General features: G+C 46.3%; 19 protein-coding genes. 15 read left to right on the forward strand and 4 right to left on the reverse strand.

Going from position 1 to position 15197, the window contains the following annotated elements; translation table 11 throughout:
* Nucleotides 1–39 precede the first annotated feature (39 nt).
* The 13 genes from AB4154_RS06770 to AB4154_RS06830 all read left to right on the forward strand — a co-directional run bounded on the left by AB4154_RS06770 (nt 40) and on the right by AB4154_RS06830 (nt 10440).
* Complete coding sequence (locus AB4154_RS06770; RefSeq protein ID WP_017060965.1) at nt 40–987, forward strand: DUF523 and DUF1722 domain-containing protein; 948 nt, start codon at nt 40–42, stop codon at nt 985–987.
* Nucleotides 984–2399: a deoxyribodipyrimidine photo-lyase gene (gene phrB, locus AB4154_RS06775; protein ID WP_065583940.1), complete on the forward strand. Its 1416-nt coding sequence runs from the start codon at nt 984–986 to the stop codon at nt 2397–2399. Before AB4154_RS06770 ends, phrB begins: the two co-directional genes overlap by 4 nt.
* 14 nt (nt 2400–2413) lie before the next feature.
* Nucleotides 2414–2845, forward strand: coding sequence for a nuclear transport factor 2 family protein (locus AB4154_RS06780; RefSeq protein ID WP_017061283.1), 432 nt, complete (start codon nt 2414–2416; stop codon nt 2843–2845).
* On the forward strand, nt 2845–3576 hold the full coding sequence (locus tag AB4154_RS06785) for an SDR family NAD(P)-dependent oxidoreductase (RefSeq protein ID WP_019819978.1): 732 nt from the start codon (nt 2845–2847) through the stop codon (nt 3574–3576). Before AB4154_RS06780 ends, AB4154_RS06785 begins: the two co-directional genes overlap by 1 nt.
* Before the next feature lie 2 nt (nt 3577–3578).
* Nucleotides 3579–4850 (forward strand): NAD(P)/FAD-dependent oxidoreductase, encoded by a 1272-nt coding sequence (locus tag AB4154_RS06790; protein WP_136977929.1) that lies wholly within the window; start codon nt 3579–3581, stop codon nt 4848–4850.
* Nucleotides 4847–5653 (forward strand): DUF1365 domain-containing protein, encoded by an 807-nt coding sequence (locus AB4154_RS06795; RefSeq protein WP_017061280.1) that lies wholly within the window; start codon nt 4847–4849, stop codon nt 5651–5653. The genes AB4154_RS06790 and AB4154_RS06795 overlap by 4 nt, the downstream gene beginning before the upstream one ends.
* A gap of 105 nt (nt 5654–5758) precedes the next feature.
* Nucleotides 5759–7039 (forward strand): class I SAM-dependent methyltransferase, encoded by a 1281-nt coding sequence (locus tag AB4154_RS06800; RefSeq protein ID WP_372122552.1) that lies wholly within the window; start codon nt 5759–5761, stop codon nt 7037–7039.
* On the forward strand, nt 7017–7538 hold the full coding sequence (locus AB4154_RS06805; RefSeq protein ID WP_017061278.1) for a DUF2878 domain-containing protein: 522 nt from the start codon (nt 7017–7019) through the stop codon (nt 7536–7538). The genes AB4154_RS06800 and AB4154_RS06805 overlap by 23 nt, the downstream gene beginning before the upstream one ends.
* A 3-nt stretch (nt 7539–7541) precedes the next feature.
* Nucleotides 7542–8117, forward strand: coding sequence for a chalcone isomerase family protein (locus AB4154_RS06810; RefSeq protein ID WP_017061277.1), 576 nt, complete (start codon nt 7542–7544; stop codon nt 8115–8117).
* Nucleotides 8114–8656: a DUF3833 domain-containing protein gene (locus AB4154_RS06815; protein ID WP_017061276.1), complete on the forward strand. Its 543-nt coding sequence runs from the start codon at nt 8114–8116 to the stop codon at nt 8654–8656. The genes AB4154_RS06810 and AB4154_RS06815 overlap by 4 nt, the downstream gene beginning before the upstream one ends.
* A 246-nt stretch (nt 8657–8902) precedes the next feature.
* Nucleotides 8903–9166, forward strand: a complete 264-nt coding sequence (locus AB4154_RS06820; protein WP_017061275.1) for a hypothetical protein — start codon at nt 8903–8905, stop codon at nt 9164–9166.
* A 252-nt stretch (nt 9167–9418) separates the two neighbouring features.
* On the forward strand, nt 9419–10093 hold the full coding sequence (locus AB4154_RS06825; RefSeq protein ID WP_372122554.1) for an SDR family NAD(P)-dependent oxidoreductase: 675 nt from the start codon (nt 9419–9421) through the stop codon (nt 10091–10093).
* 107 nt (nt 10094–10200) lie between these two features.
* A complete protein-coding gene (locus AB4154_RS06830; protein ID WP_017061273.1) occupies nt 10201–10440 on the forward strand; it encodes an RNA-binding protein in 240 nt (79 codons plus the stop codon).
* A 144-nt stretch (nt 10441–10584) separates the two neighbouring features.
* Here the strand turns inward: AB4154_RS06830 and AB4154_RS06835 are convergent, their stop codons facing one another.
* The 4 genes from AB4154_RS06835 to AB4154_RS06850 all read right to left on the reverse strand — a co-directional run bounded on the left by AB4154_RS06835 (nt 10585) and on the right by AB4154_RS06850 (nt 13031).
* Nucleotides 10585–10929, reverse strand: coding sequence for a ribosome recycling factor family protein (locus tag AB4154_RS06835; protein WP_017061272.1), 345 nt, complete (start codon nt 10927–10929; stop codon nt 10585–10587).
* Between the two features lie 169 nt (nt 10930–11098).
* The gene (locus AB4154_RS06840) at nt 11099–11566 is read right to left on the reverse strand and encodes an OsmC family protein (protein WP_372122556.1); all 468 of its coding nucleotides are present in this window, start codon (nt 11564–11566) and stop codon (nt 11099–11101) included.
* A gap of 29 nt (nt 11567–11595) precedes the next feature.
* The gene (locus tag AB4154_RS06845) at nt 11596–11988 is read right to left on the reverse strand and encodes a GFA family protein (RefSeq protein WP_017057647.1); all 393 of its coding nucleotides are present in this window, start codon (nt 11986–11988) and stop codon (nt 11596–11598) included.
* Nucleotides 11989–12101: 113 nt separating this feature from the next.
* Entirely contained in the window at nt 12102–13031 is a 930-nt protein-coding gene (locus AB4154_RS06850) for a LysR family transcriptional regulator (protein WP_372122558.1), read from the reverse strand.
* Nucleotides 13032–13204: 173 nt separating this feature from the next.
* On the opposite strand from AB4154_RS06850, the gene AB4154_RS06855 reads away from it, so the two are divergent.
* Both AB4154_RS06855 and AB4154_RS06860 read left to right on the forward strand, forming a co-directional pair.
* Nucleotides 13205–13888, forward strand: a complete 684-nt coding sequence (locus tag AB4154_RS06855) for an SDR family oxidoreductase (protein ID WP_372122560.1) — start codon at nt 13205–13207, stop codon at nt 13886–13888.
* Between the two features lie 83 nt (nt 13889–13971).
* Nucleotides 13972–15180 (forward strand): MFS transporter, encoded by a 1209-nt coding sequence (locus AB4154_RS06860; RefSeq protein ID WP_372122562.1) that lies wholly within the window; start codon nt 13972–13974, stop codon nt 15178–15180.
* Nucleotides 15181–15197 lie beyond the last annotated feature (17 nt).

The following is a 15197-nucleotide window of genomic DNA, read 5'->3' on the forward strand; positions in this document are numbered from 1 at the left end:
ATAAGAAAAAGCTCAGAGCAAGAGCAAAGGAGTTGGCCAATGGAAAAGAAAATCAAAATCGGTATCAGTGCATGTGTTGCTGGACATAAAGTACGTTTCGACACAGGTCATAAACGCTCTCGTTTTTGTACAGACGACCTAGCAGACTACGTGGAATTGGAACCTGTTTGCCCAGAGATGGCTGTTGGTCTTCCAACCCCTCGTCCAACCATTCGTCAAACAAGAATGCTAGATGACATCATCCATGTTTCTCGCCCTGATGGCTCAGGTGATGTGACCAACGAACTGATCGAGTTCGGTCAAAACTACTCAAAGAAAAACCAACACATTGCTGGCTTTATTGTGTGTCAAAAAAGCCCAACCTGCGGCATGGAGCGCGTGAAGGTGTACCACCACCATGGTCGCGGCTCTGAATCGACAGGCATAGGCATGTTCACCCAACAAATTATGGACGGCAACCCGTTACTTCCCGTTGAAGAAAACGGCCGCCTTAACGATCCCATTTTGCGTGAAAACTTCATGACTCGAGTGTTCACTTACCAAAAATGGCTCGATCTTGTGGATGAAGGTGTGACCAAGCACAAACTGATTCAGTTCCACAGCGCCCACAAATATCTAGTCATGTGTCACCACGTTGAGGGTTACAAAAGCTTAGGCAAACTGCTAGCGGGTAATGATTTAGATATCGACGAACTAGCGGCTCAATACATCGAAGGCTTGATGACGGCGTTGTCTCATCACGCGAATCGAGGCAGTCACGCCAATACGCTGCATCATTTGCAGGGTTACTTTAAAAAACAACTGAGTAGCGCTCACAAGCAAGAGCTGACCAACCAGATCGCATCATTCAGAGAGGGCGTTGTTCCACTGCTAGTGCCACTGACACTGATCAATCACTACCTGATGGAATACCCGAACGAATACCTAGAATCACAGGTTTACCTAAACCCGCACCCTCAAGAACTTAAACTGAGATACGGATATTGAGCGACATACTATGGATACGACGAGACCTGCGGATTCACGATAACCCAGCGCTCGTCGCGGCAGTTGAAAACGGCGTAACGACCGCCGTTTTCATTTCAACGCCTCAAACGTGGCGGCAACACCACCTTGCGCCGATCAAAGCTGATTTCATCTATCGTCATCTAAAACAACTCGATTCCCAGCTCGCTGAATTCGGGATAACGTTGCTTCACCTGAAAGCTAGCGACTTTGACGACCAATCCAAACAGCTCATCGATTTGTGCCAGCAGCTTGATGCCAAGTGCGTCTACGCTAACTCTGAACCAGAGGTCGATGAACAAGCTCGCGATAAAAAGCTGATTTCAAGCGGCCTAAACCTGAAGATCAGCGATTGTGACGTTATGCTGCCACTCGGTAGCGTTCTCAACAAACAAGGCGAGATGTTCAAAGTCTTTACGCCCTTTAAGAACGCTTGGTTAAAAGAAGTTCAGGTGAAAGGCATCATCTGCAGTCCAGCTCCTGTCGAGTCAGCTGAACGTTCACAAACACAGCTTCCTGACGACTTACAAGCCTTAACCATCTCTGCTGACTATGATTTCGATTTTCCGCGTGTTGATTCGAGTCGCTGGCCATTAAGCCAAGATGTATTGGGCAATGTGATCCCCAATTTCTTAGGCAATAAAGTCAACGACTACGCACGTCTGAGAGATATTCCCTCAGTTAAAGGAACATCGGGGCTATCACCTTATTTAGCGATTGGCGCCGTGAGCCCACGTTGGTTAGCGATTCAATTGATTCAGCAGCAACCCGATCTGTTATTTGATACGCAATTACCGGCCTTTTGTTGGCTCAATGAATTGATTTGGCGAGATTTTTATAAGCATTTGATGTTCCACCACCCTAAACTGGTCAAAGGTGCTAACTTTCAGCAAAAATACAATGGTTTAGATTGGTATCACGATCATCCTAGCTTCAAAGCTTGGTGCGAAGGAAAAACAGGATATCCATTGGTTGATGCCGCAATGCGTCAACTGGTTGAAACGGGCTGGATGCACAACAGACTAAGAATGGTGGTGGCAAGCTTCCTAACCAAGCACCTGCTTATTGACTGGCGTTGGGGCGAGCGTTTCTTTATGTCGCACCTTATCGACGGAGACTTTAGTGCCAACAATGGTGGCTGGCAGTGGGCTTCAAGTACTGGCTGTGATGCTCAACCTTACTTCCGAATTTTCAATCCAATCACTCAGAGTGAAAAGTTTGATCCAAAAGGAATTTTTATTCGTAAGTACATACCAGAGCTGCAAAATATCCCAGATAAGCATGTACATTTCCCACATGACTTTATCGCTAAAAACGGAATAGACAGCGAATACTGGCAACCCATCGTTGAGCATAAAGAAGCACGATTGAGAGCCTTAGCCTTCTTCAAATAATTAGAGTGAATATTATGGATAACTCTCTATGGCTTGATAACTTTCTCAACATGTATCGAGAACTCGGAACCGACAATTTCGACGTGCTTAAGACGGTTTATCACCCTGATATTGAATTCCAAGATCCGCTGCATCATGTCAGCGGTATTTCGGCGCTTACGCACTACTTCGAGAACCTCTACACCCAAGTAACCAGCTGTTACTTTCATATCGAACACACTTTCGAAGCGAACGACGAAGCTTCCGTTTACTGGACGATGCAGTTTGCTCACAAGCAATTAAATGGGCAAAAGCCAATCGAAGTACAAGGGCACAGCCACCTTAAGATGCTCGACGGTCAAGTGGTCTACCACAGAGACTACCTCGACGTCGGCTCTATGTTGTACGAACACATTCCAGTACTGGGCTGCGCGATCAAATCCATCAAAAAGAGGGCGAGCCGATAATGCGTATTATGATTACAGGCGCGACCTCTGGTATCGGCCAATCCCTAGCTAAAGATTACGCTCAGCAAGGGCATCAGGTGATTGCTTGTGGCCGCAATCCAGACAAACTGCAAGCCTTAGTTGATTCTCACGATACAGACATCGCGCATTCATCAATTACACCGCTCTGTTTCGATCTGACTGATTACCACAACTTTCCAGAACTCGACCAAGACAAGCCGCTCGACCTGCTGATTTTAAATGCAGGTGATTGTGAGTACATCGACGACCCAGTGAACTTTGATGCCGAGCTATTCGAGCGCGTCATCAACATAAACCTAATTTCAATTGGCTACGCCCTTAAAGCTTGGTTAAAAAACATCAAGCCCGGCGGCCGTTTGGTTTTAGTCAGCTCCAGCGCCAGCTTTTTACCTTTGCCAAGAGCCGAGGCTTATGGCGCTTCAAAGGCAGCTCTCACCTACTTAGGCAGAACACTTTCGGTTGATCTGGCAACGCACAACATTCATGTCTCAATTGTGCACCCTGGCTTTGTTGAAACGCCATTAACCGAGCGAAATACGTTCTCTATGCCTATGATTATTAGTAGTGAGGCCGCAACTCAGCGAATCGTAAATGGTATCGCTCAAGGAAAGAGTGAAATTGATTTCCCAAGACGATTCATCATGTTGATGAAGCTACTAAGAATGCTTCCAACTCCAGTTTGGCAAAAACTCGCTTCAAGGATGGTATAACAATGAAGAAAATCGCCATTATTGGTTCAGGTATCTCTGGACTCACTTGCGCGCATATATTAGATAAGCACCACGACGTAACAGTATTCGAAAAGAATGATTACGTTGGGGGGCACACCGCGACCGTTGATATTGAACATCAAGGCTCGGCGTTTTCGATAGATACAGGTTTCATCGTATTCAACGATCGAACCTACCCGAATTTCAATCAGCTTCTAGAACAACTCGATGTCGAAAGGCAACCGACTGAGATGAGCTTCAGCGTCCACAACACGACGACCAAGTTTGAATACAACGGCCACAGCATTAATTCGTTATTCGCGCAGAGGAGCAACATCTTCAAACCTCAGTTCTGGTCTTTAGTGTCTGACATTCTCAAGTTCAACAAGCTGTGTAAGGCTCAGTTTGAAAGCAATGAATTCACACCAGACGTTACCCTTGGCAGTTTCCTACGAGATAATCAATTTTCCGACTTTTTCAGCCAGCACTACATCTTACCGATGGGCGCGGCGATTTGGTCGACAAGCTTGGAAGAAATGGAAGAGTTTGAGCTCAAGTTCTTCATTCAGTTTTTCTACAACCATGGATTGCTCGATATCGCGAACCGTCCTCAGTGGTATGTGATACCAAAGGGATCGCGTTCTTATGTTGAAATCATCCTTTCACGCCTAAGTAAGACTGTTGCACTGAATACATCGATTAAACAAGTGACTCGCCAAGAAACAGGCGTCACGATTGAATTTGAAGATGGCAGCGCACAAGGTTTCGACGAAGTAATCTTTGCTTGCCACTCAGACCAAGCCTTACGCTTGCTTGGTGATGCAACAGAACAAGAGCAACAGGTACTGAGCGAGATCCCATACAGCCGCAATGAAGTGGTTCTGCACACCGATACTCGCTTACTCCCAGATAGAAAACTGGCTTGGGCAAGTTGGAACTACATGTTGGATGGCGACAGTAAACGACCTGCTTGTGTCACGTACAACATGAACATTCTGCAAGGCATCGAAAGCCAAGACACCTTCTGTGTCACCTTGAATCAAAGCGAAGCCATCGACCCAGAAAAAATTATTCGCAGCTTTGTTTATCATCACCCGGTACTTAATTCGAACACGGTCGAAGCTCAGCACAAGCGTGAGCAAATCTGTGGCAAAAACCAGACGCACTTTGCTGGCGCTTATTGGTATAACGGCTTCCATGAAGACGGTGTCCACAGTGCACTCGATGTGACCAAACGCTTCGGTTTAGATTTGAGTACGAGTTCCGCGCTATGAACAGTCAAACCCTGACACCCGAGATGGGGATCGCATCCGAAAAGAGTGAAGAGCTCAGCGGTATCTATTGGGGTAACGTCAGACATCGCCGCTTTGGCGACATCACTCATGAGTTCAGCTATCAGCTGTATATGATGGGGTTAGATCTTGATGAGCTGCCCCAAACCACAGCGCGCAGTGCGCTGTTCGGAACTCGTTGGTACAACCCGATTCGCTTTGTCGAATCGGATTATCTCGCTGAAAAAAAAGAAAATGTCACCACGGATGAACCAAAATCACTTAAGCAACGTATAGCTTCCAAAGTGCAACAACTTGGTGGGGTTTGGTCTGATTCAAACCGTGTGACGATGCTGGCTCAGTGCCGCTGTTTAGGCATCTACTTCAGCCCAATCAACTGTTTCTTCTGTTATGACGAGACTGGAGATTGTAAGTACATGTTGGCTGAGGTGAGTAACACGCCTTGGCGAGAAAGACACTACTATCTCATCGACATGCACCAAGAATTGAAGGTAAAAAAAGAGTTTCACGTTTCGCCGTTCATGGATTTGAACATGACTTATTTTTGGAAGATTAAGCCACCAGCGAAACGCACGTTAGTTCACATCGAAAGCCGCCGAGACGACAAGCTTTTCGATGCGACACTGGCTCTGACGAAGCAGTCAGTAACCAAGACAAACATTAGACGAACGGTATTCAAGATTCCGGCGATGACGATAAAAGTCGTGATGGGAATTTATTATCAGGCTCTCAAATTATTCCTGAAAAAAGTACCGTTTGTGGCGCATCCAGACTCAACGTCTTAAGCGCACATGAAAGAACTCAATTGAAGCTTGGGTTCGCTCCAATCAAGGAGCAGAACTCAGCTTAGTTGGCACAAAATATTAGAATGAGTTATCAGCGAGGTTTACATGGAACAGCTTGCCAAACAAAACAACAATATTGAACAACAAGCTAAAGCCGTTGCTGTTTCAAGCAACTGTAAATATCGAGCTTTAATCTTCAAGGTGTTAGAAAGCCTGCAATTCGCGACGCTCGAGATCATTGAGCGCGACCAGCATTCGGTGTTCGGTGATCGAGAAGCAGACTTGAAAGGTCGAATCGTGATTCATGATGCGACCTTTTTTAGAGATGTGGTCATCAACGGCAGTATCGGCGCATCTGAAGCATACATCGATGGTAAATGGACCAGCCCAAATCTAACGCGTGTGATTCAAATCATGGCTCGTAACCAAGCCCAATTGGATGAACTTGATGACAAGACACAATGGATTTCTCGCATCAAAAACCTATTGCTGCGTCGTAAGAATGCCAACACCGAGCAAGGCTCTAAGCGAAATATTCTCGCCCACTACGATATTGGCAACGAGCTGTATGAGCGCTTCTTAGATAGCTCGATGCAGTACTCTTCCGCAATCTACAGCGAAGACGCAGAAACCTTGTCGAAGGCTCAACAAAACAAAATGAAAACCATCTGTGAGCGACTAGAACTGTCTGAGAAAGATAGCGTGGTCGAGATAGGCACAGGGTGGGGCGGCTTAGCCATCTTCATGGCGCAACACTACGGTTGCCACGTCACCACTACCACGATCTCAGATGCCCAACATGCACTTGCTGAACAGAGAGTAAAAGCGCTTGGTTTAACCGACAAAATCACCCTGCTCAAAGAGGATTATCGCAATCTCACTGGTGAGTATGACAAGTTGGTTTCGATCGAGATGATAGAGGCGGTCGGACATGAGTATCTACAAACCTTCTTTGAAAAATGTTCCTCGCTACTTAAGCCCTCAGGCAAGATGCTGATTCAAGCAATTACTATTGCTGACAGCCGTTACGACAAATACCGCAAAGGTGTCGACTTTATTCAGAAGTACATCTTCCCCGGCGGTTGCCTACCTTCTGTTTCAGTGATGACCCAACACCTTGCGACCAGCACCGACCTTGTGGTTCAAGAAATTGATGACATTGGCCTGCACTACGCTCGAACGCTGAATGATTGGAACATCGCCTTTGAAAATAGTTGGGAAGAGCTAGAGTCTCTCGGCTATTCAGAAGAGTTTAAACGCTTGTGGATCTTCTACTTCTGCTACTGTGAAGGCGCATTCAAAGAGCGCGTGATCAGCACTCACCATGTAGTCGCAAGAAAACCTCGTTACTTTGGAGAAAAAGATGAAGCGGTTTTGGATTATTAATCTCGTACTGTTTCAAGCGACCTGGGTTTGCAGTGCTTTCTTTACCGCGCAAGCCCCGTTCGTCACACCACTGATTGTAGTGGTTCACTTCCTTCTATCACCGACTCGCAGTAGCGATTTGAAGATACTCATTTTATTACCATTGGGGCTATTGCTTGATAGCCTCTTACTCCACTTCGGCGTGTTTGCCGTCGACTCTGAAATTGCGAATCAATCGTGGTTCCCGGTGTGGCTTGTCTGCCTGTGGATCATGTTCTTAATCAGTTTTAACCACAGCCTAAATTGGCTTTTAAAATGCTCGAAAGTGATCTTGTTTGTCATAGGGTTCGTAGCAGGTACTAGTAGTTATTGGGGAGGCATCAAAGCAGGTGCTCTTCTTACTACTTGGCCAGATGCATCGGTAGTTGCTGCCCTTGCAATAAGTTGGGGGATTTTGTTGCCCTTACTGGTGGCCGCCTACTCCAACTTAATACAACCTAAAATGGCAATAACGAGGTGACTTATGGCTTATCCACGCAACCCGACACAAACGTTCAAACCTGAGCGAGGTATTGTTCGCGCTCATCAGCAAGCAAAAAACACACTTCTAAGCTTTATTACTCTCCCGTTAATCTTTGCTGCGCTGTTATTTGCCGGACACGCTAGAGCCTCTGCTGTCGATGATCTGAACAAACGTGGTGAGGGTGAAATGAGTTACCTGTTTTGGACTCTCTACTCGGCAGAATTCTACGCGACTCCAACCAACTCCGAACGAGCTTTGAAGCTTGAGTATTACCGCTCTATCGATAGCAAAGACCTCGTAGACGCTACCGAAGATCAGTGGAACAAGCTTGGCTACTCTGACAGCAACATTCAACGTTGGTTGAAACCCTTGTACGCGATGTGGCCGAACGTGGAAGAAGGAAGCACACTCACGATTCGTGTCGCTGAAGATAACGTAAGTCGTTTTTATTTCGATGAACAACCGATCGGCACCATCCAAGACAAGCAATTTGGTGAAGCCTTTCTAGCGATTTGGTTGTCTGAAAACACCTCTGAACCCGGTCTTCGTAAACAACTTTTAGGTTTGAACAAATGAATCCAAAAACAACAATAATAAAATTTGCTCTGGCATTTTTTTCACTCACTTGGCTAGTGGGCTGTGGCTCTGCAAGTTTAGAAGACCATGTCGACACTACGCCAGAGCTCAAGCTTGAAACCTTTTTTAATGGCGAGCTAATGGCCTACGGCATGGTGCTAGACCGCTCTGGTAACTTACTGCGCCGCTTTGATGCCAAACTGATCGCGACTTGGGACGGTGACAACGGAGAAATAAAAGAGTGGTTCTCTTTTGCTGATGGCGAGCGCTCAACTCGCGTTTGGAATCTAATCAAAACGGGCGAAAACACCTATTCTGGGACTGCCAACGATGTCGTTGGAACCGCTTATGGTGAAACCCAAGGTTCTGCGCTGTATTGGAAATATGACTTAGAGATTGAAGTAGACGGCAGCACCTATGAAGTGGTGCTCGATGATTGGATGTTCTTAATGGACGATAAACGCTTGTTCAACAAGACTGAGATGTCTAAGTTTGGCTTTAAAGTCGGAGAGGTCATCTTATACATCGAGAAGATTTGATGTAACTGCCGTTTCTGATTCTTAGTTTTAAAACGATGACTACATCTACAGTACGTAACAAAACAGCCCACAACGAAAATTGTGGGCTGTTTTGTTTGATCCCTCGAATAGCATACCTGCATGCTCAAGCCATTGTGCTAAGATGCGCCACCAGCATACAAATGGACTAGACTGACACTAAGCAGTCCCCATTTGTTTCGCTAAGCGTAGATTCCCTACCATGAATAATTGAAAAGGCTTTAAAGCATGAGCAAGTTGACCTCAGCGGAGCGTAAAGCTCGCGACAATGAACGTTTCTCACAACGCGTAAACGACCGCAGAGAAAAAGGTGAAGACGTAGTTGCTTACGCACTGACCAACAAAAAAGCTGTAAAATTCCTGACTAAGTCAGAGAAAAAACGTTTCAACGAAACGAGAGCGACTCTGCAAGAAGAGAAGCGAGTGAAAGAACAAGAAGAGCTTAACCGAATCGAAGACGCGTTCACGATCAAACAGTTCGACGACGAATAATCACTTATGATTACTCAAAAGCGCTGGCTCTATGCCGGCGCTTTTACTTGTTAGTTCTGCTACTTTTTGGCTGTGTTATTTCTGACCAAACCAGTCGATTCTTAACGACTTTCCCCACACTCTTATTCCCCTACGGCTCAACCGATCACCCAAGCTATCAACCAGGCTATCGATCAACTTTAGCCATAGATCTCAGAAAATCTTAGCCTAGCCCCTTACTATCTCGAATCAACTCTACAAACTTAAGACAGTATGATTTTAATTACCGGATCAAGCAGCGGTTTAGGCGCAGCGCTCGCGATACAATACGCTAACACTGCAACAGACTCTCAGCGTGTAGCCATTACAGGTCGCAACGCACAACGTTTAGCAGAAGTAGCGCAAGGCCTACCTGCGAATACCATTAGCCAAGCGTGTGATCTCTGTGACCCGCACTCAGTGAGTGAGTTATTGGATGCGTTACCTGAAATGCCTAAACTGGTGATCCACAGTGCTGGCAGTGGCTACTTCGGTAAAATAGAACAGCAAGATCCAACCACCATCAGCGACATGCTGAAGAACAATATCGAGTCTTCGATCTTTTTGATTCGCGAGCTTGTGCAGCGCTACAAAGATCAATCGGTCACCATTGCAGTGGTGATGTCGACGGCGGCCCAAGGTGCTAAAGCGGAAGAGTCCACCTACTGCGCGGCAAAATGGGCCGTGAAAGGCTTTATCGAATCGGTGAGGTTGGAGCTAAAAGGTCACCCGATGAAAATCGTGGCGGTTTACCCTGGAGGAATGGCGACCGAGTTTTGGAATACAAGCGGTAAAGACATGGATACCTCGAGCTTTATGACCGCGCAAGAAGCCGCTCAGATGCTACAACAGGCGTTGACCAGCACAGAGCATGGCTTCGTATCAGACATCACGATAAACCGCGGCTAGTGCTTAGATAGAGCTACAAGGAAATAGAGCCGCGAGACAATTATTTGTGAGGGTGAGCATGAAAGTGTGCGACAATGCTCGGCGTAAATTCATATTCAAGGTTTATTATGAAACTTCTAGTTCGTAACCTATCGCGCTCTACCTCTGAGCAAGACATCCGTGTGCTATTTTCTGAGTTTGGCTCAGTAAAAGAGTGCAGCCTAGTTTTAGACCAAGAAACTGGCGACTCAAAAGGCTTTGCTTTTGTTGAAATGCCAGAGCAAGAAGAAGCTAAAGCGGCACTAAACAAGCTGAACTTGTCAAAGCTTGGCAAAAACACGATTCGTGTAAAAGTAGCGAACTCTTAATCGATTCAATGCTTCATAAGCCGCATGGCTTAGCTTAACAGCAGCACAGATGATAAAGCCCGTAACGATATGACGTTTTCCAGCGCAATATCGTTACGGGCTTTTTGCTGCTCGCAATTCTCTTTTCACACGATTTGAATACGCCTACAGACCTTCATGTTCATCAATAGCACGTCTTGCTTCGGCCATTGAACATCCAGATTCCATCACCAGCTGAGCCACAGTCATTGAAGGTGTAGCGGCCAACAGAGATGCCAAACACACCACGGGTTTAGGCAGCACTTTGTCGATTGCAATTGCTATCCAACCGTCTTTTTCATGGGTTAACATCGTTTTAAATTCAACGAGTTGATACTCTTGAGCGACCAACAGCCAATTACGCGAACGACGAACTCGTTTCAACTGACATCCACATTCCGCAGCATTCACCATCACTTGGCTTTTATCACTCACACGATGTACAAAACTATTCAATGGGACGCTAAACATAACTCTCTGCTAATCAATCTATTCCTACCATTCAAGAGCTCTCTACCTATCTCTCAAAACTTTCTAACTGTCACTCAATTAAAACCGTACGTAGGATTACACAGACACAAAAAAACCGCCAGTGATGCACTAAGCAACCTCGCGGTTTTTGGATGTTAACGTGTGTGGTTTACGCTTTAGTTTCTACCACAATGTCCGTTTTTACCGAGTTCGCGATAAAGCAGTTTTTGTGCGCCAAGTGGTGCAGTTTGTCGAGCTGCTTGGCGGTGGGCTTTTTGGTACCTAAAAACACAATTTTAGGGCGCAGAGTCACCTTAGTGATCGATGAGCGGCCAGATTCATCTTCTTCCAGCACACCAATCGCATCATCGACATAGGAGTCGATCACGTACTTCTGCTTTGCGGCAATGCCCAAAAACGTCAGCATATGGCAGCTAGAAAGTGCCGCGATAAACGCTTCTTCTGGATCAACATTCGCTTCCACCGAAAACGGCAGTGGCACAACATGTGGAGAGGACGAAGCAGGCACAGTGACACCACCATCGAACTCCCACGTATGACCTCGACTGTATTGATTGTCGCTAAAGACTTCATCTTCTGCTTTTTTCCAGCGAATGACCGCTCCATATTCAGACATAATTTCTTCCCTTTTTAAAGCTCAATAAATTAACGATCAGCTGGATGATTGACACCATCGTTGGTCACCACATCACCAATATCAAAAGGATTCACCCCTTCCAAACAGCCGATGTTAAAACCGTATTCGTTTGGGCTAGAACGGCGCTGATGATGGGTATAGATACCGCAGTTTGAGCAGAAGTAATGCTTCGCGGTATTGGTATTGAATTGGTAAAGCTTGAGATGCTCTGCACCTTTAAGGATCTTGATGCCATCCAGCGCAACAGAGCCCACAATCGCTCCCCTGCGACGACAGATCGAGCAATCACAGCGGCGTGGTTTTTCTATCCCGTTAGGTAAACTGAGCTCTAGTTCAACCGCACCGCAATGGCAGGTTGCCTTGTGAAAAGGTTGGATAACCGTATCTCCGACGACTTTCATTTTTCTCTCCAATCACATCCTTATGTTGGTCGTATCATAACCAGTTCAATGTTCTCTGTCCGTACCCGGGTGTTGAGTTCGAGAGATCTGTCATGCGCTGCTTCTCGGCTAATCTAACTAGACTTTTCAACCAAATCGCCAAACCGCTCAAACAAGAAATCAAGAAACAACCGGATACGCTTGGGCTGATATTTCTTGCTGATGTACACCACATTCAAATCGGCACTCGACACCGACATCGCGGTGTTGAAGTTCTTCATGTAGCCATTAAGCAGCGTCACAAGGCGCTGGTTATTGATGTCGCCTTGCACATCCAGTACCGATTTAAGAGCAATGCCCTCGCCTTTTAATGCCCAGTAGCGAATCACTTCGCCATCGTCTGAAAATCGCTTTGGAACAACAGTAATCGACTTCTTCATATCATGATCTTGGAAGTGCCATGTCTTGAGCTCTTCATTGCTGCGCAGCATGGCTAAACAATCGTGATCAACCAAATCTTGTGGTGTTAACGGTGTTCCATGCTTGGCAAGATATTCAGGAGAAGCACACAGCACACGTCGGCTTGGTGACAAGCGTCTGGATATCAAACTGCTGTCGACCAATTCACCATAACGGACCACGATATCCATGCCAGATTCAGCAATGTTCGAGAGGTTATCGTTCAAGTAGAGGTAAGGGATCACGTCGGGATATTGCTGACAGAACTCAGAGAGAATCGGAAGAATGTACTGCTTTCCGATGTCTTTCGGCGCGGCGATTTTGAGTAGACCTTTGACCTCTTTGACGCCATTTTGGATCAGGTTTTCGGCCTCACTGACATTATCCAATATCTCCAGACACGCCTTGTGATACAGCTCGCCAGAGTCGGTTAAAGACACATGGCGCGTACTTCGATTCAACAACTTCACACCATATCGCTCTTCCAGCGCTTGAAGCCTTGCTGTCATGGTCGCAGGTGATAAACCCAGTTCGCGCCCAGCCGCCGCTAACCCGTGATGCTTAACAATACTGACGAACATCGCCATATCTGAAAACTTATCCATACGATTCTCGCTTCCGTCTCTTCGTCTTACTTCTCGATCTTAATGCTCGATCTGAATACTCAGCGACACTATTCAGATTAACCGAATAATGAATTTATATTTTAGACAATTATCAAATTTAGTCGAATACATATAATGACAAACATCAACAGAACAACGCAGGAATTCAGAGCATGACTAACGAATCGACTAATCAAGAGCAGCGCACTTTCGTCATCATTGGTGGCACATCAGGCATCGGTAAAGCACTCGCGATGAAATTGAGAAACGAAAACAACACAGTGCACGTCGCTAGCCGACATACAGGCCTTAATATCAGCAATGAAAAGTCAATTTGTGAATACTTCGAATCGATTGGCGTGTTTGACCACTTAGTCGTAACAGCTGGCTCATCCGCTCCCGCAGGAAAAGTAACAGACGTAGCAACCGCAGACGCTAAGACAGCTTTTGACACTAAGTTTTGGGGCAGCTTAAACGTAGCAAAACATGCCTCACGCTACATGACGCCAAACGGCTCTATCACGCTCACGACAGGCATGTTGTCTCGCAAAGTAGTGGCTGGCACTTACGTAAAAACCGCCATCAACGCCGCGCTAGAAAGCGTGACTAAAATACTGGCGAAAGAGCTATCACCCATTCGAGTCAATGCCGTTAGCCCCGGCCTGACCATGACGGAAGCCTACAAAAACATGGACGACTCTGCTCGTGCAAGCATGTACGACAACGCCAAAAATAACCTACCCGCAGGCAAGGTTGGCGAGCCTTCAGAGGTGGCTATGGGTTACCTATTCGCGATTAACAACCCATACGTAACAGGGTCAATCATCGACATCGACGGCGGCGCTCTACTCGGCTAACACCCCGCAAAGACATAAAGAACAATCGTGAGGATGTTTATCTCAACGTCCTAACAAATAAGAATTTACATAGGTAACTCATTATGAAATCAAAAGCCATGACACAAGAAAAGATGCCATTCCAAGTTTGGATACTGACACTCGCAGCATTTGCAATTGGCACGGCTGAGTTTGTTATCGCAGGCATTCTTCCACAAATCGCTACATCACTTTCAATCACAGAAGGCCAAGCTGGCTACCTTATCAGTGCTTACGCGTTGGCTATCGTTATCGGCGGCCCGATCTTAACCATCTACCTTGCGCGCTTTAATAAGAAGATAGTGCTGATTGGCTTAATGGCACTGTTCATCATCGGTAACGTGTTGTCGGCCTTAGCGCCAAGCTACCCATTACTACTGGCAAGCCGTGTGATCGCAGGCTTAGTGCAAGGCCCTTTCTATGGCATCGGTGCGGTTGTCGCAACCAACTTAGTGTCGGAAAAAATGGCAGGTCGTGCCGTTGGTCAGATGTTCGCAGGCCTAACACTCGCTAACGTTCTTGGCGTTCCAGCGGGTACTTGGGTTAGCTTGCAATTCGGCTGGCACACCACTTTCTTTACCGTGGTTGCACTTGGCACGATTGCGATGATTTCTATTCTAACGTCAATCAAATCGACTGGTCACAGTGAAGCAAAAGACATCAAAACTCAGCTGTTAGCGTTCAAAAACCCAATGCTGCTGATCAGCTTGGCAATCACTGCTTTTGCTTGGTCTGGCTTCATGACGCTATACGGATACCTTGCGCCAATCGCTATGCACATCACCGGCTACGGTCAAGAGTCTGTTACTTGGATCTTAGTGATTGTGGGTGTCGGCTTAATCATCGGTAACACCTTGGGCGGACGCTCTTCAGATAAAAACCTAGGCAAAGCTTCAATGTTTTGGGCCGTTGCAATGATCGTGTCATTGGTTGTAGTTGGCCTTGTGGTAGACAACAAAATCCTATTCGTTGCAGCGGTATTTGTCTTTGGTATTGCATCATTTGCGAACGTTCCAGCAATGCAACTTCGAGTGATGAACAACGGTGGCGAAGGCCAAGAGCTAGCAGCAACCGCGAATATCTCAGCGTTTAATTTAGCCAATGCCTTTGGTGGATTCCTTGGCGGCATGGTACTCGACAGCCAACTAGGCGCAGGCATGATTCCATTCGCAGCCGTTGTTGTCCCTGTTATTGGTTTGCTGCTTATTGCGAAAGCCAACCGAGCGGGGAGGCCACAAAGCAACTCTATTTTCAGCCCAGCAGAAAGCAAATAAGCCCCAATAAAAAACGA

The organism is Vibrio sp. 10N.286.51.B11 (assembly GCF_041469245.1).
In the GTDB taxonomy this organism is placed as follows: Bacteria; Pseudomonadota; Gammaproteobacteria; order Enterobacterales; family Vibrionaceae; genus Vibrio; species Vibrio crassostreae_C.

Bases quoted from the DNA above. Each gene is read 5' to 3' on its own strand.
- AB4154_RS06795 (WP_017061280.1), top strand. From the start codon at position 4,847: ATGAACAGTCAAACCCTGACACCCGAGATGGGGATCGCATCCGAAAAG.
- AB4154_RS06785 (WP_019819978.1), top strand. From the start codon at position 2,845: ATGCGTATTATGATTACAGGCGCGACCTCTGGTATCGGCCAATCCCTA.
- AB4154_RS06780 (WP_017061283.1), top strand. From the start codon at position 2,414: ATGGATAACTCTCTATGGCTTGATAACTTTCTCAACATGTATCGAGAA.
- AB4154_RS06820 (WP_017061275.1), top strand. From the start codon at position 8,903: ATGAGCAAGTTGACCTCAGCGGAGCGTAAAGCTCGCGACAATGAACGT.
- AB4154_RS06790 (WP_136977929.1), top strand. From the start codon at position 3,579: ATGAAGAAAATCGCCATTATTGGTTCAGGTATCTCTGGACTCACTTGC.
- AB4154_RS06830 (WP_017061273.1), top strand. From the start codon at position 10,201: ATGAAACTTCTAGTTCGTAACCTATCGCGCTCTACCTCTGAGCAAGAC.
- AB4154_RS06815 (WP_017061276.1), top strand. From the start codon at position 8,114: ATGAATCCAAAAACAACAATAATAAAATTTGCTCTGGCATTTTTTTCA.
- AB4154_RS06810 (WP_017061277.1), top strand. From the start codon at position 7,542: ATGGCTTATCCACGCAACCCGACACAAACGTTCAAACCTGAGCGAGGT.
- AB4154_RS06800 (WP_372122552.1), top strand. From the start codon at position 5,759: ATGGAACAGCTTGCCAAACAAAACAACAATATTGAACAACAAGCTAAA.
- AB4154_RS06840 (WP_372122556.1), bottom strand. From the start codon at position 11,566: ATGTCTGAATATGGAGCGGTCATTCGCTGGAAAAAAGCAGAAGATGAA.
- AB4154_RS06845 (WP_017057647.1), bottom strand. From the start codon at position 11,988: ATGAAAGTCGTCGGAGATACGGTTATCCAACCTTTTCACAAGGCAACC.
- AB4154_RS06835 (WP_017061272.1), bottom strand. From the start codon at position 10,929: ATGTTTAGCGTCCCATTGAATAGTTTTGTACATCGTGTGAGTGATAAA.
- AB4154_RS06825 (WP_372122554.1), top strand. From the start codon at position 9,419: ATGATTTTAATTACCGGATCAAGCAGCGGTTTAGGCGCAGCGCTCGCG.
- AB4154_RS06855 (WP_372122560.1), top strand. From the start codon at position 13,205: ATGACTAACGAATCGACTAATCAAGAGCAGCGCACTTTCGTCATCATT.
- AB4154_RS06850 (WP_372122558.1), bottom strand. From the start codon at position 13,031: ATGGATAAGTTTTCAGATATGGCGATGTTCGTCAGTATTGTTAAGCAT.
- AB4154_RS06805 (WP_017061278.1), top strand. From the start codon at position 7,017: ATGAAGCGGTTTTGGATTATTAATCTCGTACTGTTTCAAGCGACCTGG.
- AB4154_RS06770 (WP_017060965.1), top strand. From the start codon at position 40: ATGGAAAAGAAAATCAAAATCGGTATCAGTGCATGTGTTGCTGGACAT.
- AB4154_RS06860 (WP_372122562.1), top strand. From the start codon at position 13,972: ATGAAATCAAAAGCCATGACACAAGAAAAGATGCCATTCCAAGTTTGG.